The sequence below is a fragment of the Natrononativus sp. DTA114 genome, assembly GCF_059736515.1.
The window spans coordinates 125,622-146,429 of record NZ_JCASSN010000003.1; the positions used below are offsets into that span (position 1 = coordinate 125,622).

The 20,808-nt window shown below is 66.8% G+C and carries 22 protein-coding genes; 14 read left to right on the top strand and 8 right to left on the bottom strand.

Annotated features, from left to right (window positions below):
• Positions 1-3 precede the first annotated feature (3 nt).
• On the bottom strand, positions 4-282 hold the full coding sequence (locus AC6I6S_RS10570) for a WNWW family protein (protein WP_497950000.1): 279 nt from the start codon (positions 280-282) through the stop codon (positions 4-6).
• 533 nt (positions 283-815) lie between these two features.
• Here AC6I6S_RS10570 and AC6I6S_RS10575 point away from each other — a divergent pair.
• The 3 genes from AC6I6S_RS10575 to AC6I6S_RS10585 all read left to right on the top strand — a co-directional run bounded on the left by AC6I6S_RS10575 (position 816) and on the right by AC6I6S_RS10585 (position 2,699).
• Positions 816-1,208, top strand: a complete 393-nt coding sequence (locus tag AC6I6S_RS10575; RefSeq protein WP_497950001.1) for a 30S ribosomal protein S6e — start codon at positions 816-818, stop codon at positions 1,206-1,208.
• A gap of 13 nt (positions 1,209-1,221) precedes the next feature.
• Positions 1,222-1,656: a DUF7112 family protein gene (locus AC6I6S_RS10580; protein WP_497950002.1), complete on the top strand. Its 435-nt coding sequence runs from the start codon at positions 1,222-1,224 to the stop codon at positions 1,654-1,656.
• A 77-nt stretch (positions 1,657-1,733) separates the two neighbouring features.
• Positions 1,734-2,699 carry a transcription initiation factor IIB gene (locus AC6I6S_RS10585; protein WP_497950004.1) on the top strand — a complete coding sequence of 322 codons (966 nt, stop codon included), beginning with the start codon at positions 1,734-1,736 and terminating at the stop codon, positions 2,697-2,699.
• 39 nt (positions 2,700-2,738) lie between these two features.
• Here the strand turns inward: AC6I6S_RS10585 and AC6I6S_RS10590 are convergent, their stop codons facing one another.
• Positions 2,739-3,956: an LEA/WHy family protein gene (locus AC6I6S_RS10590; protein ID WP_497950005.1), complete on the bottom strand. Its 1,218-nt coding sequence runs from the start codon at positions 3,954-3,956 to the stop codon at positions 2,739-2,741.
• A 204-nt stretch (positions 3,957-4,160) separates the two neighbouring features.
• Between AC6I6S_RS10590 and AC6I6S_RS10595 the strand changes: the two genes are divergently transcribed.
• Positions 4,161-5,294, top strand: a complete 1,134-nt coding sequence (locus AC6I6S_RS10595) for a glucosamine inositolphosphorylceramide transferase family protein (protein ID WP_497950006.1) — start codon at positions 4,161-4,163, stop codon at positions 5,292-5,294.
• An 85-nt stretch (positions 5,295-5,379) separates the two neighbouring features.
• Here AC6I6S_RS10595 and AC6I6S_RS10600 read toward each other — a convergent pair whose 3' ends face one another.
• On the bottom strand, positions 5,380-6,540 hold the full coding sequence (locus AC6I6S_RS10600; protein WP_497950007.1) for a glycosyltransferase family 4 protein: 1,161 nt from the start codon (positions 6,538-6,540) through the stop codon (positions 5,380-5,382).
• A 378-nt stretch (positions 6,541-6,918) separates the two neighbouring features.
• Between AC6I6S_RS10600 and AC6I6S_RS10605 the strand changes: the two genes are divergently transcribed.
• Positions 6,919-8,385 carry a flippase gene (locus AC6I6S_RS10605; protein ID WP_497950009.1) on the top strand — a complete coding sequence of 489 codons (1,467 nt, stop codon included), beginning with the start codon at positions 6,919-6,921 and terminating at the stop codon, positions 8,383-8,385.
• A gap of 6 nt (positions 8,386-8,391) precedes the next feature.
• Here AC6I6S_RS10605 and AC6I6S_RS10610 read toward each other — a convergent pair whose 3' ends face one another.
• Positions 8,392-8,793, bottom strand: a complete 402-nt coding sequence (locus AC6I6S_RS10610) for a hypothetical protein (RefSeq protein ID WP_497950010.1) — start codon at positions 8,791-8,793, stop codon at positions 8,392-8,394.
• 229 nt (positions 8,794-9,022) lie between these two features.
• A complete protein-coding gene (locus AC6I6S_RS10615) occupies positions 9,023-10,126 on the bottom strand; it encodes a lipid II:glycine glycyltransferase FemX (RefSeq protein WP_497950011.1) in 1,104 nt (367 codons plus the stop codon).
• Between the two features lie 505 nt (positions 10,127-10,631).
• On the opposite strand from AC6I6S_RS10615, the gene AC6I6S_RS10620 reads away from it, so the two are divergent.
• Entirely contained in the window at positions 10,632-11,456 is an 825-nt protein-coding gene (locus AC6I6S_RS10620; protein WP_497950013.1) for an MBL fold metallo-hydrolase, read from the top strand.
• Between the two features lie 19 nt (positions 11,457-11,475).
• On the opposite strand, the gene AC6I6S_RS10625 is transcribed toward AC6I6S_RS10620, so the two are convergent.
• The 3 genes from AC6I6S_RS10625 to AC6I6S_RS10635 form a co-directional block, all read right to left on the bottom strand.
• Positions 11,476-12,453, bottom strand: a complete 978-nt coding sequence (locus tag AC6I6S_RS10625) for a DUF5787 family protein (protein WP_497950014.1) — start codon at positions 12,451-12,453, stop codon at positions 11,476-11,478.
• Positions 12,454-12,711: 258 nt separating this feature from the next.
• A complete protein-coding gene (locus AC6I6S_RS10630; protein ID WP_497950015.1) occupies positions 12,712-13,035 on the bottom strand; it encodes a hypothetical protein in 324 nt (107 codons plus the stop codon).
• A 151-nt stretch (positions 13,036-13,186) separates the two neighbouring features.
• Positions 13,187-14,080 carry a DUF7351 domain-containing protein gene (locus AC6I6S_RS10635; RefSeq protein ID WP_497950017.1) on the bottom strand — a complete coding sequence of 298 codons (894 nt, stop codon included), beginning with the start codon at positions 14,078-14,080 and terminating at the stop codon, positions 13,187-13,189.
• A 210-nt stretch (positions 14,081-14,290) separates the two neighbouring features.
• On the opposite strand from AC6I6S_RS10635, the gene AC6I6S_RS10640 reads away from it, so the two are divergent.
• The 8 genes from AC6I6S_RS10640 to AC6I6S_RS10675 all read left to right on the top strand — a co-directional run bounded on the left by AC6I6S_RS10640 (position 14,291) and on the right by AC6I6S_RS10675 (position 20,778).
• A complete protein-coding gene (locus AC6I6S_RS10640) occupies positions 14,291-15,523 on the top strand; it encodes a translation initiation factor IF-2 subunit gamma (RefSeq protein ID WP_497950018.1) in 1,233 nt (410 codons plus the stop codon).
• Entirely contained in the window at positions 15,524-15,961 is a 438-nt protein-coding gene (locus AC6I6S_RS10645) for a type II toxin-antitoxin system VapC family toxin (protein WP_497950020.1), read from the top strand.
• Complete coding sequence (locus AC6I6S_RS10650) at positions 15,962-16,531, top strand: DNA-directed RNA polymerase (RefSeq protein ID WP_497950021.1); 570 nt, start codon at positions 15,962-15,964, stop codon at positions 16,529-16,531.
• 2 nt (positions 16,532-16,533) lie between these two features.
• Positions 16,534-16,731 carry a transcription elongation factor subunit Spt4 gene (gene spt4 / locus AC6I6S_RS10655; protein ID WP_497950022.1) on the top strand — a complete coding sequence of 66 codons (198 nt, stop codon included), beginning with the start codon at positions 16,534-16,536 and terminating at the stop codon, positions 16,729-16,731.
• A gap of 1 nt (position 16,732) precedes the next feature.
• A complete protein-coding gene (locus tag AC6I6S_RS10660; protein ID WP_497950024.1) occupies positions 16,733-17,305 on the top strand; it encodes a GTP-dependent dephospho-CoA kinase family protein in 573 nt (190 codons plus the stop codon).
• Between the two features lie 187 nt (positions 17,306-17,492).
• A complete protein-coding gene (locus AC6I6S_RS10665; RefSeq protein ID WP_497950025.1) occupies positions 17,493-18,671 on the top strand; it encodes an ABC transporter substrate-binding protein in 1,179 nt (392 codons plus the stop codon).
• Between the two features lie 2 nt (positions 18,672-18,673).
• Positions 18,674-19,846, top strand: a complete 1,173-nt coding sequence (locus AC6I6S_RS10670; RefSeq protein ID WP_497951467.1) for a FecCD family ABC transporter permease — start codon at positions 18,674-18,676, stop codon at positions 19,844-19,846.
• Positions 19,843-20,778, top strand: a complete 936-nt coding sequence (locus AC6I6S_RS10675) for an ABC transporter ATP-binding protein (RefSeq protein ID WP_497950026.1) — start codon at positions 19,843-19,845, stop codon at positions 20,776-20,778. The genes AC6I6S_RS10670 and AC6I6S_RS10675 overlap by 4 nt, the downstream gene beginning before the upstream one ends.
• Positions 20,779-20,808: the final 30 nt, after the last annotated feature.

The following is a 20,808-nucleotide window of genomic DNA, read 5'->3' on the forward strand; positions in this document are numbered from 1 at the left end:
TGGCTACCGGCGATACCGCTGTACGCCGAAGCGCTCGTAGCCGCCGAAGGCGAGCTCGAGCGAGCTCATCCACCAGTTCCACCGATCTGCCGGTTCGCCGTCGGGGGCGTCGGCGAGTTCCTCGAGGACGACCCCGTTCGTCAACTCGCTTCCGATATCGTCGGCGTACCGCCCCGAATCGTCGAGGTCGGCCGCCTGGCGTGCGACGACGCGGGCCTGGCCGTCGGTTCCGCCGAAGGATTCGCGGAGGCGCGCCTCGAGTGATTCAGGTTCGATGCTCACGAGCGGACGTAGGCGATGACACTACTTGAGTCGCGGGGACCCGGTCGTCCTCGCTGGTGGCGATCCACCGTAGCGGCCGCTACTATGACCCGCTCGAGACGGAGTTGACGCAGACGCCCGCGCTGCCCTCCCGCCCAAAGGGATCTGTTCAGGTGCGGGTCCGACGGTGATCGGAAACCGAACAACGGTGCTCTCGCTCGGCGATGAGGATTCGAGGCCGAATTCGGGTCCCTCGCTGCGCACAGTCCCAAACACCGTGGCCGGGAGTTCGCGTCCGTCACACGGTGACGGACCGAACGACTCCACGGGAGAGCACACTCTCCCGAGCATCGCGGAAGCTTCGCTTCCGCTCAGCGGGGAAGGGCAGGCGTCTCCAGCATTCCGACCACGAGCGAGGCCGCGCCGAGCGAGTGGCGTTTGTTTGGTCGAGATTTTTTGCCGGGGGTCGAGCGATCGACGGCCGTCGATCGCGACGCCCTCGGTAAAAAAGGTCGATCGACGTATTTTTGACCGCCGACCGTTTTTTCCCGCCCATGGCAAGTTTCACTATCGTCGTAGGCGACCCCGATTCGGGGGCCTCACACCAGCTCGAGGCGGAAGAGCAGGACGCGAACCGGTTCATCGGCAAATCGATCGGCGACGACGTCGACGGCAGCGCGGTCGGTCTCGACGGCTACACGCTCGAGATCACCGGCGGCTCCGACGACGCCGGCCGCCCGCTCAACGCCACCGTCGCCGGCGCGAACCTCCAGCAGGTCCTGATGAAGGAGCGCCAGACGGGTTACAAGCCCCAGCGCGACGGCGAGCGCCGCCGCATCACGGTCCGCGGTCGCGAAATTTCCGACACCACCGCCCAGATCAACACCTCGATCACCGCCCGCGGCGACAGCTCCGTCGAGGAGCTGCTCGGCGAGGACGACGAGTAACACGCCTCCCTTCATGGCAGATCGCGTTTCGAGCGACCACCCGTCGGTCCACACCGTTCGGGCGACGCTCACGGAAACCACCACGGGGTACAAACTCGAGATTCCCGCCGAGGACCGCGAGCGGTTCGACGTCGACGAGGTCGTCCGCGTCGTCCTCGGGAGCGAGGAGCTGTACGCCCGCGTCGAACGGGCGCTGACCGGCGAGGAGCTCTCGATCCCGGGTGTCTACGAGACGCCCGCTGTGGCCCGCGATCCGCGCGAGGGCGTCGACCGACTGTCGACGTGGGTGTCCGAGCAGGGCGTCCGCGCGGGAGGCTCGGTCCTCGTCGACGTCGTCGTCTCGGGATTTCTCTACGGACTTCGGAAACCGGGGGAGTCGGCGGTCTACACCGCCCGGGAGCCGCCGTCGGACAGCCTGGCGTCGATTGCCGAGGGGCTCGACGAGTAGTAGGGGTGTGACTATGTGGCGTGGTTGCCAGGTTGGCTCACAGCGTTTATCCCTTTCCGGATACTTTCTCTACACCAATGACGCGCCACACTCGGGAAAAAACACGCACCGCGGACGCGAAACAACGGACTGACGACGAGAAAGGGGTGACGCGCTGTCCCGAGTGTCAGTCGAGTACGATCACCAGGAGCGCCGACGGCAGCGAACTCAGCTGTGAGGACTGCGGACTGATTCTCGAGGAGGACACCATCGACCACGGGCCGGAGTGGCGCGCGTTCAACCACGCCGAACGCCAGAGCAAGTCCCGCGTGGGCGCGCCGACGACCCAGACGATGCACGACAAGGGGCTGACGACCACCATCGACTGGAAGAACAAGGACGCCTACGGGCGATCGATCTCCTCGGACAAGCGCAGCCAGATGCGCCGACTGCGCAAGTGGCAAGAGCGCATCCGGACCAAGGACGCGGGCGAGCGAAACCTGCAGTTCGCCCTTTCGGAGACCGACCGGATGGCGAGCGCGCTGGGCGTCCCCCGGTCGGTCCGGGAGGTGGCGTCGGTGCTCTACCGGCGCGCGCTCGAGGAGGACCTCATCCGCGGTCGCTCGATTGAGGGCGTCGCGACCAGCACCCTCTATGCGGCCTGCCGGATGGAGGGCATTCCCCGGAGTCTCGAGGAGGTGTCGGCCGTCTCGCGGGTCGACCGCAAGGAGATCGGGCGCACCTACCGCTACATCGCCCAGGAACTCAGCCTCGAGATGGAGCCCGTCGACCCGAAGAAGTACGTGCCCCGCTTTTGTTCGGAACTCGACCTCCCCGAGGAGGTCCAGTCGAAAGCCAACGAGATCATCGACGTGACGACCGAGCAGGGACTGCTCTCGGGGAAGTCGCCGACCGGCTACGCCGCGGCGGCGATCTACGCCGGCTCGCTGCTGTGTAACGAGAAGAAGACTCAGCGCGAGGTCGCCGACGTCGCGCAGGTCACCGAGGTCACGATCCGAAACCGCTACCAGGAGCAGATCGAGGCGATGGGCGTCTACAACTGAGAGCGGTCGGTCGTCGGAGCGGTTTCTTTCTCGAGGTGGCTACCGCGTGCTCTCGAGCGACGGCAACGGGAGGCCGTCGTCCGCGTCCTCGTCGGTGCTGCCGTCATCGCTGTCGTCTGTACCGTCATCGTCTGCGTCACCGCCGCTTGCCGCGTCATCGCCGTCTGCCGCGTCGTCCCCGCGGTCGTCGTCATCGTCCGCATCTCGATCAGTATTCTCCCGGTCGTTTCCGTCGCTGCCATCGTCCACCGCGGCGTCGTCACCGGCTTCCGTCCCGTCCCGATCCGAGTGCAGCCCCTCCTCGAAGACGTCCGTCTCGAGGCGTTCCTCGTACGTTAGCTCGTCCAGCGGAACGGTGATTGCCTCGCCCGTCGGAAGCTCGAGGACCGCGTAGAACTCGATCCGGAGTTCGGTGACCTGGTGGCCGTGGATCTCCTCGTCGAGGTGGGTCACCCACCACTCGTCGAGGGTAGTAGCGTCGATCGCGGTGGTCGCCTCGACTGACTCGGTCGCCCCGCCGGCGATCACGTGCTCCCCGTGGGTCGCCCCCTCCCCGACGTCGACGTCGTTCATCGTAATCTCGTAGCCGAGTTCGGTGATCGCGTACGGCTCGGTGTTCGGGTTGTGGACGACGAACGTCGTCTCGATCGGCGTCTCGGACTCGCTGACCTCGCCCCACTCGCCGGTGGTTTCGTTGATGTAGAGGACCGGATCGTCGACCAGCGGCTGGTTTGCGTTTACGGGCCGCGTTTCGGTCGAGTTGAACTCGCCGATGACGTCCGTCTCGAGGTCGTATTCGTGGGTCACGTCGCTCTCCCGGTTCAGCCGGTCGGAGCGCACCGTGGCGTCGACGGTCACCGTCGTCCGCTCGCCCCGGTCGACGTGGCTCACCCACCACGCCGGGATCGCCTCGTTGTCCAGTTCGGTCGAAAGCGGCACCCTCGAGGTTCCGGCCCCGACCGAGACGTCGCTGGCTTCGCCCTCGGCCATCTCGACGTCGTTCATCGCGAGTCGGTAGGAGACGGAGACGTCCTCGCTGCTCACACCGACCGGATTCGGGTTCGACACCACGAGATCAGTCTCGACGGTGGTCGTCTCGTCGGTGACCTCGCCGAACGTGTTCTCGAGCCCTTCTATCGCCGGTACGCCGAGAACGCCGACCGCGAACGCGCCGCCGAGGAGGCCGATCAGGAGCACCACCACGGTCGCGCCCGTCTTCAGTTTCGAGCCGAAGAGAAGCGCTCGAAGCCTGGCCATACCTGCACTGTTCGTGCAGCTCGTATAGCTGTTCTGCCACGTTCAACTCGAGTGACAATCACCGTGACGGGGAGTTCGGTTCGCCGCGTCGGTACGCGGGGGACGGCCCGAGGCGTCGTCCGGCGACGGAAGGGACGGACTACTCCGCGGTCGTGACGGTCAGCCACTCGATAACAATAGCCGACTCGAGACAACCGCGAGGCGATGACAGTAACCGCTTCACGACTGTTCGACCGGGCCAGGCTGACGGCCAGACGCGTCCCCCACGTCCGCCGGTTCGCCTGGCGAGGTGGTCAACTCGCCCATCACGCGTTCCCGACGATCAGGCGACGGGCCGGGTCGGTGATCGGGGTGACCGACTCGCCCACCGCTCGAGGCTCGCCGGAATCCGTCCACGGCGGGGAGACGACCCCGATCTACCCCTATCCCGAGACGCCCGACGAACCGCTGGCGCTCGAGCCGGCTCCGGGGATCATCAATCCGGTGTTGACCGCGGGCGACGTCACCGACTACGGCGCGGTCGACTTCGTGGCGGACCCGTTTCTCTACGTGACGGCCGCGGGGGAGTGGCACATGTTCTTCGAGGTGTTCAACCAGTCCGCGACGCCGGATGCGGTGATCGGCCACGCGACGAGTCCGGACGGCGGGCGCCGCTGGGAGTACCAGGGCGTCGTGTTGAACACCGGCGAACACCTCTCCTTCCCGTACGTGTTCGAGTGGGAGGGGACCCACTACATGGTTCCCGAGGAGGGCGGCCCCGAGGGGACGACAGTCACCCTCTACGAGGCGGTCGAGTTTCCGACACGGTGGGAGCCCGTTGCGACGCCGGTCTCGAGCGACCACGGCACCGACGACACCGTCGTCTTCCGGTGGAACGATCGCTGGTGGGCGATCGTCGGCGACTCCGTCTACGCCAACCGGCTCCACGTTTACTACAGCGACTCGCTCGTGGCCGACGACTGGACGCCTCACGAGGGCAACCCCGTCGTCGACCGTCGCCCGTCCGCGACGCGGCCGGCCGGCCGCCCCATCGTGCGGGACGACCGAATCCTCGTCTTCTACCAGGACTGCGCCGAGCGCTACGGCGGCGCGGTGCGGGCGTTCGAGATAACCGAGCTCTCGCCGACGACGTACACGGACCGAGAGGCACTCGAGCAGCCGCTTCTCTCCGGGACCGGCGACCGTTTCGGCTGGAACTCCGGAGCGATGCACCACGTCGATCCGTGGTACACGGGGGCCGGCTGGCTGTGCGCCGTCGACGGTAACGTCGGCTTCGGTCAGAGCGTCCTCTCGGATCAACACTGGGCGATCGGACTGTACGTCTCCGCCGACCGGTAGCCGCCGGCGGCGGTCGAATGGCCATCTACGCGCCGACGACTCTCCTTTTCGATCCTGGAGATGTGAGCCGACCCGAGCTCGGTTCTCAGTTTAGTGCCGGGCTCGAGACGCGGCCTCGATGGCCGTCCTCGAGGGGATCGTCGCCGACTACGGCGGCACACACGCGCTCTAAGCGACTCGCCTGCTCGCGCCAGGTGAACTGCTGCGCTCGCTCGCGCCCCCGTTTCCCCATCTCCGCTCGCCGCCCTGGAGCGGAGAGCAGAAGGTCGAGCTTGTCCGCGAGATCGATCGGATCGCCGACGGCGGCGAGCAGTCCGTTGTCACCGTTGTCGACGTACGTCCGGATCCCCTCGAGATCGGTCGTGACGACGGGGGTTCCACACGCCATCGCCTCGACGTTGACCATTCCGAAGCTCTCGGCGTGCGTCGGGAGACAGAACACGTCCGCGGCCCGGTAGTACTGCGGCAAGTCGACGTGCGGGACCTCTCCCTCGATGGTGACGCGGTCCTCCAGGCCCATCTCCCGACACGCCGTCTCGACGCGGTCGGTCTCCCCCGTCCCGACCAGGCGAAGCTGCACCGGCTTCTCGAGGGTTCGAACGGCGGCTAGCAGGTCGAAAATCCCCTTCGATTCGACCAGCCGACCGACGAACAGGATCGTCGGCTCGTCGCTCGAGAACGCCCGGTCCCCCTCCGGGTGGAAGCGGTCGGCGTCGACGCCGGGGTAGACCACCTCATCGACCTCGTAGCCGAACTGTTCACTGATCCGGCGGGCGGTGTCGTCGGCGTTGGCGAGGACGCACTCCGTTCCGGAGAACCGCTCGCGAAGCGTCGCCCCGACGCCGACGTTCTCGAGGCTGTGGTACTCGTACACCGTCGGCGGCTCGACCAGCCGGGAGAGGAGCAGATCGTCGAGAAACTGGAACGTCAGGAGGACGTCCACGTGCTCGTCGATGTGCTCGACGATGCCGTTACGAGCCGCCCAGAGCGCCATCCAGAGCTTACTGCGGTCCTGGCGACCGAGGGGCGTCACCCCGTCGACGACCGGCGGGATCTGATCGGCAAACGACGGCGTTTCGACGAGGGCCACGTCGGCCTCGCCGAGCAGCTCGGTGGTCTCCCCCTCCTGCGTGTAGACGTAGACGTCGTTCGTCGCCGCGAGCTCTGCGGCCATCTGCTGGATGTACACCGCGATGCCGCCGGCGTGACGAGTGCCGACGGCGTCGTGGTACAGCCCGATGTTCATACGCGCTCCTATGAATTATTCCACGTTTGTTATCTCCCAGTTACCCCGCTCCGTGTCCGTCGCTACCGGTCGTTCACTGCCGGCTACCGGCGAACTCGCTCGGACGAGGGGTGCTAGCGGTCAGCGGCCCCCTTTTGCGCCGGCAGAGCCGACTCGAGAGCCGACACGGCTCCGGCTAGCGGCCGGTACGTCGCACATAACAATCCGCGCGTTTCGGCTGTGAAACACCAGTGAAGGCTCTCCGTCTCCCCCACCCGTCTCTCGCGCCCGCCCGCTCCCGCCGGGACGCGGTCGCCCGTCCGGCGCCGGGCCGTCGTGATCGCGCATCGCTCGAGTGGACGCGCCGGCGATCGACGCCGTCACGCACGTCTGGTGGCCATGGACACCGTTGAGCGGATCGTCGAGGGGTTCAAGGCGGCGCTCGGCGCCCGTCTGGTCACGGCGATCGCCAACGGGCTGCTCATGCTCGTACTCGCCCGCTGGCTGCTCTCCCCCGACGAGTACGGCCTCCTGTTTCTGCTGCTCGCGATCGTCTCGGTCGCCCAGCTGGGCGCTGACCTCGGCATCGGTCGGTCGGCGGCGCGCTACGTCGCAGAGCACAAGGAGACCGATAGCGGTTCCGTCCCCTTCCTGCTGCGGACCTCGCTCACCTACCGGCTCGTCCTCTTCGCGCTCGTCGCCACGATCCTCGTCGGCGCCAGCGAACTCATCGCGACCGTCCTCGAGACGCCCGAGCTCACCTCGCTGCTCGTCCTGGGGGCCGTCTACCTCGGCTTCAATTCGATGTACTCCTACACGACGACGCTCTTTCAGGGGTTCAACCGCGTCCGGCTGAGCTCGGCCCTGACGGTGATAAACAGCCTCGGTCGGCTGGTGTTCGTGATCGGGCTCACCGCACTCGGCTTCGGCGTCGTGGGTGCCGTCTTCGGCTACGTCGTCGGCGGTCTGCTGGCGACGATCGTCGGCCTCTGGCTGCTCTACACCCGCTTTTACACGACGTTCGAGGACACCGGCGGTAGCCGCTCGCTTCGCAACCGTCTGCTGAAGTACAGCGTGCCGCTGACGGCCTCCCACAGCGCGAACATCCTCGACAAACAGATCGACACGGTGCTGGTCGCCTTCTTCCTCAACCCGATCGCCGTCAGCTACTACGTCCTCGGCAAGCAGATCACCGAGTTCGTACTCGTCCCCGCCGGCTCGCTCGGCTTCTCCGTGTCGCCGACATACGGCGAGCAGAAAGCCACCGACGAACTCGCTCGAGCCGCCCGGATCTACGAGAACACCCTCCAGTGCGTCCTCGTGCTGTACGTCCCCGCGGCCGTCGGCATGATCCTCGTCGCCGAGCCGGCGGTCACGCTGGTGTTCGGCGCCGACTACGCCGGTGCCGCGCCGGTGTTACAGGTCCTCGGCGTGTTCGTCGTCTTCGCTGCGATCACCGACGTGACGACCCAGAGCCTCGACTACCTCGGACGAGCGACGTCGCGGGCGATCGCAAAGGGTGGCACCTCCATCGCCAACGTGGGGCTCAACGTCGCGCTGATCCCGCTCTACGGCGTCACCGGCGCCGCTATCGCGACCGTCGTCACCTTCGGGATCTACACGCTCGTCAACGTCTACGTGATGCACCTCGAACTCTCGCTCGATCTCCGTCGAATTCTCCGGGTCGCCGGCCTCACCACGGGGATCTCCGTGGGGATGGGGCTCGCAGTGCTGTTCGCGGTTCCGTACGCCTCGAACCTGTTCGCGCTCGCGGGCGTGATCGCCCTCGGCATCGCGGTCTGGGGGATTCTCGTCGTCGCCAGCGGCGTCGTCGACGTTCGGGAGACGCTGGCGCTGCTCCAGTGAGCCGGCTCAGTCGCTGACTCTCCCGCCCAGATAGCCGCCGAGGGCGCCGGGAGCCGAACACAGCGGCCCGACGAAGAACACGAACGCCGCGACGAAGAGGAGCGAACTGCCGACGAACAGGTCGATCCCGAGCGGCCCGTCGGTCAGATGGGCGCCAGTGACGTACGCGTACGACGTGACGGCAGCGGCGTACCCGACCGCGAACAGGGGCGCACCGAACAGCCCCGCGAGCGCACCGTCGATCCAGCCGTCGTCCGCCTTCGTCGTCACGATGCCGGCGACGATCCCGCCGGCGAGCCCGGTGGCGACGAGCGGCGCACCGATCTCTCCCTGGAGGACGGTCACGACGACGACCATCGCGGCCACCTGTGCGCTCGCTCCCACCAGCACGAGCTTCCATCGGATCATCACCGGGCACCCCGGTTTCGCTCGCGGTCATCGATTCGTGCCGACGCCCGCGAACCCGTATCGGATGCCATCGGTAGCATCTGTATACGTTATAGATGATATCCGATAAATCTTCCTCGAATTACACGTTTCGAACCGAAAACTGTCGGTGACCGAACCACCTCGAGAACGCGAGCGACGCGGGTCGTCTCGACGCGCTCGAGGCAGGAAGCGGGGTCGGTGGATTCGACTACGCCAGGTGACGAAGGTAGAACGACCGGCCCGCCTCGATCGGCTTCCAGAGCGGACTACAGCCCCGCTCCCAGTAGACGTTCGGGACGAGGTCACCGCCGAACCCTTCCTTGTAGCGGAAGACGCCGCTCTCGAAGTTCGCGCCCGAGCCGCCGAAATCGTAGCTCTCGTAGCCGTTCTCGATCGCCCACCGGAGCACGTAATCGTACAGGATCTCCGAGGCGTGGTCCTCGAAGTACTCGGGCGGGACCGCGGCGAGAAAGCCGTGTACCGACGACTGCTCGTCGTCGAGGAGCTCGAGAAACCCGCCGGCGTACTCGCCGTCGACGTACAGCGAGAGCAACAGCACTCGCGACTCCATCGTCCGGAGGTGCTCGAAGAACTCGAGCGGGAACGTCTCGCCCTCGAGTCGTTCCGTGTGCTCCTCGTAGACGCGGTAGAACCGCTCGATGCTCTCGGCGGTGAGCTCCTCCTCGACGATCTCGTGGTCGACCTTCCGACCGCGCCGGATATCCTTCCGGCGACTCTTGCTCATCCCGGCCAGGATCGTCTCGTAGTCGCGGGTGAGATCGAGGACGAACCGGCCACCCATCCGGGTTGGCCGGTAGCCGGCGGACTCGAGGTGGGCGTTGTACCGCAGGTAGTTCGGGTTACAGACGCGAATCTCGTGGGCGACCGTTCGACCCCGGCAGAGACGCGGCACCGTGTCCGTGACGAGCGAGAGCGATTTCTTGACGTCGGTGGTAAACAGCGGTCCGCCGAAACCCGGGTGCGTCGATACCAGCCGTCGAAACGGTGTTCCCTCCATGCCGACGACGAAGTTCGGCACCACGCCGATCGGATTGCCGTCCTTGGTGAGGACGAGGTGTTTCGGGTCGAGTCCGATCCCGGCTTCGATCGCCTCGAGCCACTCGTGGCGGTGGAAGACGCTGCCCCGACTCGAACGATCGACGACCGCGTTCCACCGGTCGCGTTCGATTCCACGGATCGTCTCGAGGACGGTCATCCCGTGGCCCGACTGCGTCTCCCGGACAGTCCGGACCTGCTCCGTGGCGATCGGCTCGTGAGACAACTCCCCGATCGTCGCAGTTTGTTGTGACATTGACTGTAACGGAGACAGGAGAGTGTGGGAATAAAGTATTCACAGAGTACGTGAGGGTATCGGGTTCCTACCGGTCGCGTTCGTGGAATACCGGTGCGACGCCCGCGATATGTGGGCTGGATGCAGGGCTCTCGAGGGGCGCGGTATCGATCGAAAACGAAGGTCCGAGGACGGGAGTTGAACCACGTATCTCCCCGTACCGGGGCGATCTTGACATTAGACCACCTCGGACGCGCAGTCGCCGCGGGTCGTTCCCCGGCAATTACCTGTTGGACGGGATGAATAAAGTGTCCGCCGGTCAGTCTCAGCCACTGAGAGGTCGTCGGGCGTAGTGACTCGAGGTCGGCTTCGACCGCGGTGCTCGCGTCGGCGGGAAACAGCCTTATCGCCGGCGTCCGAATCGACTGGCAATGAGCGGATCATCACCGGCCGCCGACGCCGGGCGACCGGCGGCCAGCGACCGGACGGGGCTCGCACCGGTCTGCGAGCGGGAGGAGGCGTGAGCATGCGCGTCACGCTCCTGGGAACCGGCGACACGACCGGCACCCCGACGGTCGGCTGTTCCTGTGAAACCTGCGAGGCGGCCCGGGAGCGGGGCGTCGAGCGCACGCGCTTTTCGGTCCACGTCGAGAACGAGCGCACCGGCGAGTCGCTGCTGATCGACGCCAGCCCTGACTTCCGGTACCAGTTCCTCCGCGACGAACCACCGCTGCCGGAGGCGGCGATCATTACGCACGTCCACTTCGACCACCTCGACGGCCTCGGCAACGCGTTCCGTGTCTTCGACGAACTCGAGGTGTACGCCGCCGACGAGATCGACCCGAAAACGGGCGAGAGCGTCGCCGATACCGTCACCTCGGATTACTACTACCTCGATGCGGTGACGGTTCGCCCGACGCCGCCGCTCGAGCCCGCCCGAATCTGCGGGTTCGACGTCACCCTCGTTCCGGTCGATCACCCGCCGCTCGTCTGTTACGGGCTCGCGATCGAGGATCCCGAAACGGGCGCGAAGCTGTCGCTCTCGGGCGATACGAGCTACGACGTTCCCGACCGGTCGCGCGAGGTGCTGGCCGACCCGGACCTCTTCCTGGCCGATGCCATCGTCCCCGCGAGCCTCGCGGAGTACCACCCGATCGGCGGCCGCCACGAGAACGACGAGGGCGTCCCCCGCACCTTCGGCACGAAACACATGACTCGCGAGGGCGCCCTCGCGCTGGCCGACGAACTGAACGCGACCCGGACGCGGCTGGTTCACGCCGCTCACTTCTACCCCGTCGAGGAGGCGTTCGAGGAGCCGCTGGCGGTCGACGGCGAAACGTATACGCTGTAGGTCGGCGGGACGCCGCGGGTCAGGAAAACCGGTCGAGTCCCGACTGGCGGCGGCGCTTTCCGTCGGGGTCGGCGAGCCACGGCGTGTGTCGTTGGCGTTCGGCCTCGAGATCCACGTCGACGGATTCCGCTGGCTCGTGGCCGCCGCAGGCGGGCCCACACTCCGACGCTGGGTCGACGATCCGCTCCTTCCAGGAGCAAAAGGGGACCGTTGCGTCAGCATCGACGGCCGACTCGCAGGCGCCGCACTCCGGGAACTCGTAGGTACGCCACCCCTTCCCGTATGCTCGTTCGGCCAGTCGGCGGCGGGCGCGGGCTTTCCGGGCGCTCGAGACGACCGCGATCTCGGTTCGACCGGGCCGGTATTCGAGGGGTTCGATGCCGGGTCCGGCGACCGAGAGGGGCGCCGGCTCCCGCAGGACCTCGATCTCGGTCACCGATTCACCCTCGCGGTGGACTCGCCAGACGCCGACCTCGTCGGGAATGCGATTGAGGTGGGCGCGGGTGACGTAGCTCTCGGTCGCGAGGATCGCCTCGTCGACGAGACCGAGGCTGACGTCGGTTCGGAGCTGGGACTCGAGGTCGCCCGGCCGCCCCAGGTCGGGCTTGTTCTCGATCCCCGTAATCGAGCCGTACCAGTCGGGGTAGCGGGCGACCTGGCGGACGTACTCCCGACCGTTTCGCGGCTGGGATTCGAAAAACCCGATCTCCGCGGCGCGCTCGGTGGCCCGTCGGGCGCGGTCGGGGTGGCAGTCGAAGGCGTCCTTCCAGTAGCGAAATCGGCCGGGGCCGACAGCCGACTCGATCGCGGCGTCGGGAATCGACTCGCCGCTCAACTGCAGCCGCTCGTCGAACTCGGGACCCGGCTCGACGCAGACGACGTCGAGGATCCGCCCGCCGGGGTTCGCGACGCTGCCGCCGAGCTGGCGGGCGACGATACCCTCCCGTCGCTGCTCGAGAACCCCACACAGCGCGAGTTCGAAGGCGAACTCAGACACGATCGAAGGTAGCGCCGGCGGGAAGAAAAGGTCGCCGTTCGATACCCAACCAGGGAGCAGTACTGGTGCGCTGAGCGATCGTTGAACACGAGTACCACGCCACTACTCACACCATCGGTTGTATGAGCCTCGAGGAGAACGCGCTCGAGGAGACGTCGACAGGCTACCTCGAGGCGGTCGAACCGTGCCCCTGACGGCGACGAGTCCTCGGTAACGCGGTCGTGGAGCCGGCGGCAGAAAACGAGTGGTGCTTCGGGGTTACCGCCGAGTGAGCCGCGTATCCGGTCGCACGGGTCGTGCATCACGGCGGCGGCGTCGGCTCTGTCGGTTGGTGAACCTGGCGCGGGCGCGGCGGACGGCCACAGTTACACCGACGGGAATGCCGACGGCGATCACGAAGCCGACGAGCAGCGCGACGGGAACGGCGAGGGGGTGTCCGATCCCCAGGCCCGTGGCTGCCACGTACGCGCCCGCAAGCGCCAGCGACAAGACAACCATCGTGGCGACGGCGATCACTCCCTCCTCGAGGTAGCTCCCCGTGGGGTCGATTCGAACCGTCGGCGGGTGAGTAGGTTGCTGCATGGGTTCTCAGGTGAACGGAGGCTCCCGACGGGGATAAACATAATCTGAAAAACATTTCAGTAACCGATTTTACTGAAGATCGGTTCAGTACGCCCACGTCGGCGGGTTGGCCGCGTATCGTTACCTATCCGAAAACTGGAAGGTGGGTCGCTCAGACGCTGTGTGTCTCGAGTACTGCGAGCGATTCGTCCATCCGCACGCGGAGTTCGTCGCCCGCGAGCGGGATGGTGACCTCGAGACGGATCGGATCGTGCTCGAGAACGGTCGTGTACTGATCGGAGACGCACCAGGGGAGCGTCCAGTAGGGGCGTTCGTCCAGGTGGACGCCGCGCTCGCGGTGGAAGCTGACGACCGCGGAGTGATCGAGGAGGCGCAGACCCACGGCAGAACAGAGGCTGTGACCGCACTGGACGCAGTCGTGGTCGACGCGGACCGAGACGCCGAGACAGCACTCGCCCTCCTCGACCAGGCGGGTCTCCATCCGGCCGCTGCACTCGGGGCAGACGCCGTCGGCGGCCAGACAGTGGAGGTGACGAACCCGCTGGTCGAAGGCGTCGGCGATCTCCTCGGCGGTGCGGTCGTTCAGCCCGCCCGGCGGGAACGAGTACTCGCCGTGGCGCTGGCCGCAGTCCGCACACTCGATGGTGAGGTGTTCGTCCGCGTAGGTCGCCTGGAGGGGGCCGCCGCAGCCGACGCAGCCGCCCTGGACGGGAAACGGCTCGAGCGTGGGGTGCTCGTTGAACGAGCCCGCGATCACCGAGCGGACGACCTTCTCGCCGGCGTGCTTGAAGTCGTAGCCCCCCTCCCGCTGGGTCACGAAGTGCCCGGTCAGCTTCTGAAGGTGGTAGTTGAACTGTGCCGAATCGCGCATCCCGACCTCGCGACGGAGTTCGGAGAACGCCACGGGACGCTCCTCGGCGGCCCACAGCGCCTCGAGGATCGCCAGTCGCGTCTCGTTGCCGATCAGCGCGAACGCCTCCGCCGGATCGAGACAGTCGGTGCACTCGAGGATAGTGGAGTCGCTCGAGGCGTCGGATCTGCTCATACGAACATCCAGTACGTCAGGTGGCTAAAACGTTCGCTCAAACCGATTTCTGTAACCGATGTGACCGATCGGCGTCGGCGGTCCTGTCGAACCGTCTCGACCCGTGAAACCTCCCCGCCGGCACTGACGGTCGTGACCTCCGAAACGCCCCCAGAACAGTAGGTTTATCAAGCGCACGGCGGAACCTCTATTCAAGATTACTCACCGCTTATGGCAGGAAATCGACAACCGGAGGTGAACATCGGACTCGTCGGCCACGTCGACCACGGCAAGACGACACTGGTGCAGGCGCTCAGTGGGTCGTGGACGGACCAGCACTCTGAGGAGATGAAACGCGGCATCTCCATCCGGCTGGGGTATGCGGACGCGACGTTCCGTCGCTGTCCCGGCGTGGACGAGCCCGAATGTTACACCGTAGAGGAGGAGTGTCCGGACGGGAGCGAAAGCGAGCCCGTTCGGACCGTCTCGTTCGTCGACGCCCCGGGTCACGAGACCCTGATGGCGACGATGCTCTCGGGTGCGGCGCTGATGGACGGCGCAGTGCTCGTGGTGTCGGCCTCGGAGTCGGTGCCACAGCCCCAGACCGAAGAGCACCTGATGGCGCTCGACCTCATCGGCATCGAGAACATCGTCATCGCCCAGAACAAAGTCGACCTCGTCAGCCCGGACCGGGCGCGGGAGAACTACGAGGAGATCCAGGAGTTCGTCGCCGGGACCGTCGCCGAAGACGCGCCCGTCGTTCCCATCAGCGCGGGTCAGAACGTCAACATCGATCTCCTGATGGCGGCGATCGAGGACGAGATTCCGACGCCCGAGCGCGATCCGGACACGGACCCGCGGATGCACGTCGCCCGGAGCTTCGACATCAACAAGCCGGGAACGACCTACGAGAACCTCACCGGCGGGGTGCTCGGCGGGAGCCTCATCCAGGGTCAGCTCTCGGTCGACGACGAACTCGAGGTCCGTCCCGGCCGCCAGGTCGAGGAGGGCGGCCAGTCCGAGTACGTTCCGATCGAGACGACCGTCCGCTCGCTGCAGGCCGGCAGCGAGAACGTCGACACCGTCACGCCCGGCGGCCTAATCGGCGTCGGCACCGGACTCGACCCTGCGCTGACGAAGGGTGACGCCCTCGCCGGCCGGGTCGCCGGCCCGCCAGGTTCGCTTCCCCCAACGTGGGAGGCGTTTACGATGGAGGTCGACCTGCTAGAGCGCATCGTCGGTGCGGAGGGCGGCGAGACGGTCGACGAGATTAGCACCGGCGAGCCGCTGATGATGACCGTCGGCACGTCGACGACCGTCGGCGCGGTCACCAGCGCGCGCGAGGGCGAGTGTGAGGTGAAACTCAAACGCCCGGTCTGTGCCGAACCCGGCGCGAAGATCGCGGTCAACCGCCGCATCGGTGCGCGCTGGCGACTGATCGGGCTCGGAACGCTCACCGAATAGATGACGACGCGGGTCGCCCTCGATACGAGCGCGCTCATGATGCCGGTCGAACTCGACGTGCGGCTGTTCGACGAACTCGAGCGGCTCCTCGGCGGTGCACCGCGCGCACCGGAATCGTCTCGCGGTGACGAACCGCGATCCGGCGCGTTCGAAGCGATCACGCCCCGTCCGGTCGTCGACGAGCTTCGACGGCTCGCTGACGGCGGCGGGAACGAGGGGACCGCAGCCGCGGTCGGCCACGAGCTGGCGACCGATCGCTGTCTCGTGGTCGAGACGGACGAATCGTACGCAGACGACGCCCTGGTCGAACTCGCTCGCGCGGGCGAGACCGACTACGTCGTCACGAACGACCGCCCGCTCGGCGACCGGGTACGCGACGCGAACGTACCGGTAATTGCATTACGCGGGAGAAACAAGTTGACGATCACTCAACCATAGATGTACAAACGGGTCAGACTAAAGGATACGGTGGAAGTGCCCCCAAAGGAGCTCGGCGACGTCTCGCCGCTGCTCGTGAAGCGACTGCTCCAGGACAAACTCGAGGGACGGATGGACGAGGAGGTGGGAAGCGTCGTCTCCGTCACCGATGTCCACGATATCGGTGAGGGGACGGTCCTGCCGAACCGGCCGGGCGTCTACTACGAGGCGGAGTTCGATGCGGTGACGTTCGATCCGGAGATGCAGGAGGTCGTCGACGGCACTGTCGTCGAGGTCGTCGAATTCGGCGCCTTCGTCGGCATCGGCCCCGTCGACGGACTGCTGCACGTCTCCCAGATCTCCGACGAGTATCTTGCCTTCGACGGCGAGAACCAGCAGCTCGCCTCGAACGAGTCCAACCGCACGCTCGGCGTCGACGACGCCGTCCGCGCGCGAATCGTCACCAAGAGCATCGACGAGCGCAACCCGCGGGACTCGAAGATCGGGCTCACGGCGAAACAACCAGGTCTCGGCAAACACCAGTGGCTCGAGGACGAGCGCCGAAAGCGCGAAGCCACGGCGGGTGAGTGACGATGGCAAGCAATCGCCTCGTCTGTCGGGAGTGCCACCGGGTGAACGATCCCGACAACGACACCTGTGACTCCTGTAACTCCTCGTCGCTGACCGAAGACTGGGCCGGCTACGTCGTCATCGCCCACCCAGAGAACAGCGAGATCGCCACCGAGATGCAGGTGACCGAGCCGGGCGCGTACGCGCTCAAAGTCCGCTGACGTGGCTCGAGACTCCGTGCCCGACCGCACCGGGGACGACCAGCCGCTGCTTTCTCTCCCCGACGAGCTCCGCCACGAACTCAAGGAGCCGATGGGGCCGATCGAGACCGACGCCGAGACGCTGCTCGAGTCCGTCGCGGGGCCGCTGATCGCCGTCGGCGACGTCGTTACTTACCACTTTCTCGAGGCCGGCCGCGAGCCGGACGTCGCGCTCGTCGACGGCCGCACCAAGCGAACGAGGGTGGACGAAGAGATCGAACGCGCGGTGACAGATGGGGTGAACCTCGAGGTGAACAACCCGCCGGCCGAGTTGACCGAGGCGCTGCTGGTGGCGCTCCGGGAAGCCATAGAGCGCGACGATCCCACCACGATCCTCGTCGACGGCGAGGAGGACCTCGCGGTCCTCCCCGCGATCGTCGCCGCACCCGAGGGTGCGAGCGTGGTTTACGGCCAGCCCGACGAGGGGATGGTCCACGTCGTCGTCACCGACGAGGTGCGCGCGGAGGTGCGGGCGCTGCTCGAGCGCTTCGACGGTGATTTCGAGCGCGCGATGGATCTGCTCGTGGACGAGTAGGTCGCCCCGATCGGTTCCGGCCGATTCTGCGTTCGCTCCACGGGGCGGTCTCCGACGATGGTTTGTACCGTCGGTGCAAGCCCGTAGCGCGGGCCACGTTCCGTGTCAGTTACCCGTCTGGCCGCCCCCGCTATTTAGGCCGGCCTAAATCAACGAGCTTTTCAACTATTAGGTGAGCCTAAAAGGTATGCGACCGAGAGCACCGACGAGACGCCGGGTGCTAGCCTCGAGTGCGGCACTCGCTGGCGCCCTGGCTGGCTGTGTGAGCGGTACCGACCGCGAGGGGGAGACGAACCCCGAAGACACCGAGAACGGCTCCGACACTGACGACCCCGACGCCGTTGAGTCCGAAAACGACGACGACGGATCGTACACCGTTTCGATGGTACCGGTCGGTGACACGGCGTTCGAGGCGGTGCCCGAGCGGTGGCTCGCCTACGAGAGCGACTACGCGGACATGGGCGTCGCCCTCGGCGTCGGCGACGGCCTGCAGGCGGTCGGCGAACCCGATCGGTTCCACACGTTCTACTACGACGAACTCGAGGTTCCGTACCCCGAGGAACCGACGCCGCTGTGGAACGACGGCGTCGACAGGGAGCTGTTCTACGAACTCGACGTCGACGTCCACCTCGTCGACCCGAACTGGCTCGAGCACAACGCCTCGTTCGGCCTCGAGGCGAGCGACGTCGAAGAACTCGGGGAAGAGGTGGCGCCGTTCGTCGGTAACACGATCTTCCGACGGACCGACGAGTGGCACGACTACGAGTACTACACGCTGTACGAGGCGTTCGAGAAGGTGGCCGAAGTGTTCGATCGCACCGACCGGTACGAGGCGTTCGCCGACCTCCACGAGGAGTTCCTCGCGGACGTGGAGTCGTCGCTCCCCGCCGACTCCGAGCGGCCGAACGGCCTTCTGGCGTGGGAGGGTGCGGACGAACCCGAGGCGTTCTACCCGGCGCTGCTCGGCGACGAGGGTGCGAGCACGAAACACTTCCGCGACCTCGGCGTCAGCGACGCGCTCGCCGAGACCGGTATCGAGGGGCTGAGCACGAGCGATCGGGGGACGATCGACTACGAGACGATGCTCGAGGTCGACCCCGACGCTATCTTCCTGCGCGGCCACGAGGACAAGAGCCGTGCGGAGTTCGAAGAGACCGTCCTCGCGTACATGCGCGACCACGCGGTCGCGAGCGACCTCGCCGCGGTGAAAAACGAGCGGGTCTTCCGCGGCGGCCCGGTCTACCAGGGTCCGATCTACAACCTGTTCGTCACCGAACGCACCGCGCGCGAACTCTACTCCGACCGGTTCGAGGACGAACTGTTCGATCGCGAGCGCGTCGCCGAAATCGCCACGGACGGCGCGTGAGCATGTTCGATGGGCTGTCGGGCGGCCGGGGACCCACCGTCGGCCGGGAATCGGGGCGATTCGCCTGGGTCGACTCGAGTCTCGCCGGCCTCGCGCTCGCGAGCGTCGGCGTCGTCCTCGTCTCATTGGTCGTCCAGGTGAGTTTCGGAACGTACACGATGACGATCGGCGAGGCGTGGTACGCCGTCCTCGACGCCGACGTCTGGTACGACGAGCGGGTGTTGCTGTCGTTCCTGCTCGGCGAGGAGTTCATGCGGACGGTGTTGTTCGTCCCCGAGAGCTACCGGCTGCCGAACCTGGCGACGCAGACGAACATCGTCTGGAACATCCGCCTCCCGCGGGTGCTCGCTGGCGTCTTCGTCGGGATGAACCTCGCCGTCTCGGGTGCCATCTTCCAGGCGGTCACCCGGAACGAACTCGCGAGTCCGTACATCCTCGGGGTTTCCTCGGGTGCGGGACTGGCGATCCTGCTGACGCTCGTCGTCTTCTCCGGGATGGCGGCGCTGTTGCCCGTGACGGCGGCCCTCGGCGGCGCCGCCGCGTTCGTCGTCGTCTACGCCATCGCCTGGAAGGGCGGAACGAGTCCCGTCAGACTCGTCCTCGCCGGGGTGATCGTCGCCACCATCTGCACCTCGCTGCAGACCGCGCTCTACCTCTTCGCCGAGGACATCTCGACCGTCCAGTCCGCCGTCGCGTGGACCACCGGCTCGCTCACCGGCGCCGACTGGGGCAGCGTCCGGCTCGTCTTCCCGTGGACCGTCCTCGCGATGGCGCTCGCGCTCGCGGGCTCGAGGCAGCTGAACGTTCTGCTGCTGGGCGAGCGGACAGCGGGAGCCCTCGGAATGTCCGTCGAACGGGTCCGGTTCGGCCTCTCGGCGGTGGCGATCCTCGCCGCCGCGGCCTCGATCGCGGTGGCCGGCGTCGTCGGTTTCGTCGGTCTCATCGTCCCGCACGTCGTCCGGACGATCGTCGGCAGCGACTACCGGCGGCTGCTGGTCGGCTGCCTGTTCGCCGGCCCCGCGCTACTCGTCGCGGCCGACGTCGGCGCTCGCCTCGGGATGCAGGTCCTGTTCGACAGCCCCAACCAGCTCCCGGTCGGGATCCTCACCGGACTCATCGGCGGGCCGTACTTCCTCTATCTCATGCGAAAACGACAACAGCTGGGTGAGCTATGACCGACCGCTCGAGCCGATTCCGACAGAAATCATCGACCGACGACCGCCCTGACCGCTCGACCGACGAGCCAGCCCCGGCCCCCGCCACGGACGGGCCGATCGAGGGTGCGGAACCGACCCCCGACGCCGATGACGCGAGCCAGCTCGTGGGGGAATCCCTCGAGATCGGCTACCCGACGACCGAGGAGCCGGTCGCGGACGTCGATCGGATCGACCTCCCCGCCGGCGAGATGACGGCGCTGGTCGGCCCCAACGGCAGCGGGAAGTCGACGCTGTTGAAGGCGCTGGCGCGCCAGCTCGAGCCCGAAACGGGGACGATCTACCTCGACGGCAGCGACGTCGAGACGTTCGGAAACAAGGCGTTCGCCCGCCGGGTCGGCCTGCTCTCCCAAGAGCACGAGTCGCCGGGCAGCCTCGGCGTCGAGGAGCTGATCTACTACGGCCGCTACCCCCACCGCGGCTTCTTCGACGCGGTCGACGCCGACGACCGCGCGGCCGTCGAGCGCGCCATCGACCTCGCGGGGGTCGACCACCTCCGTGACGAGGACGTGAGCAACCTGAGCGGCGGTCAGAAACAGCTCGTCTGGATCGCGATGGTGCTCGCCCAGGAGACCGACGTCCTCCTGCTCGACGAGCCGACGACCTACCTCGACCTCCACCACCAACTGCGCGTGCTCGAGGTGCTCGAGACGCTCAACGCCGAGTCCAGCGTCACCGTCGGCATCGTCCTCCACGACGTCGGCCAGGCCGCCCGCTACGCGGACAACCTGATCGCGCTCAAAGACGGCGAGGTCTACGACTGGGGGCCGCCGGGCGAGGTCGTCACCGAGGCGCTGCTCGAGGACGTCTTCGGCGTCGTCGCCACGGTCGGCTTCGACGCGGATGGGCCGATCGTTCGGCCCCGCCATCCGATCGACGAGGGTTCACGATGAACGGTTAGACCGCTTATGTATATTTCGTGA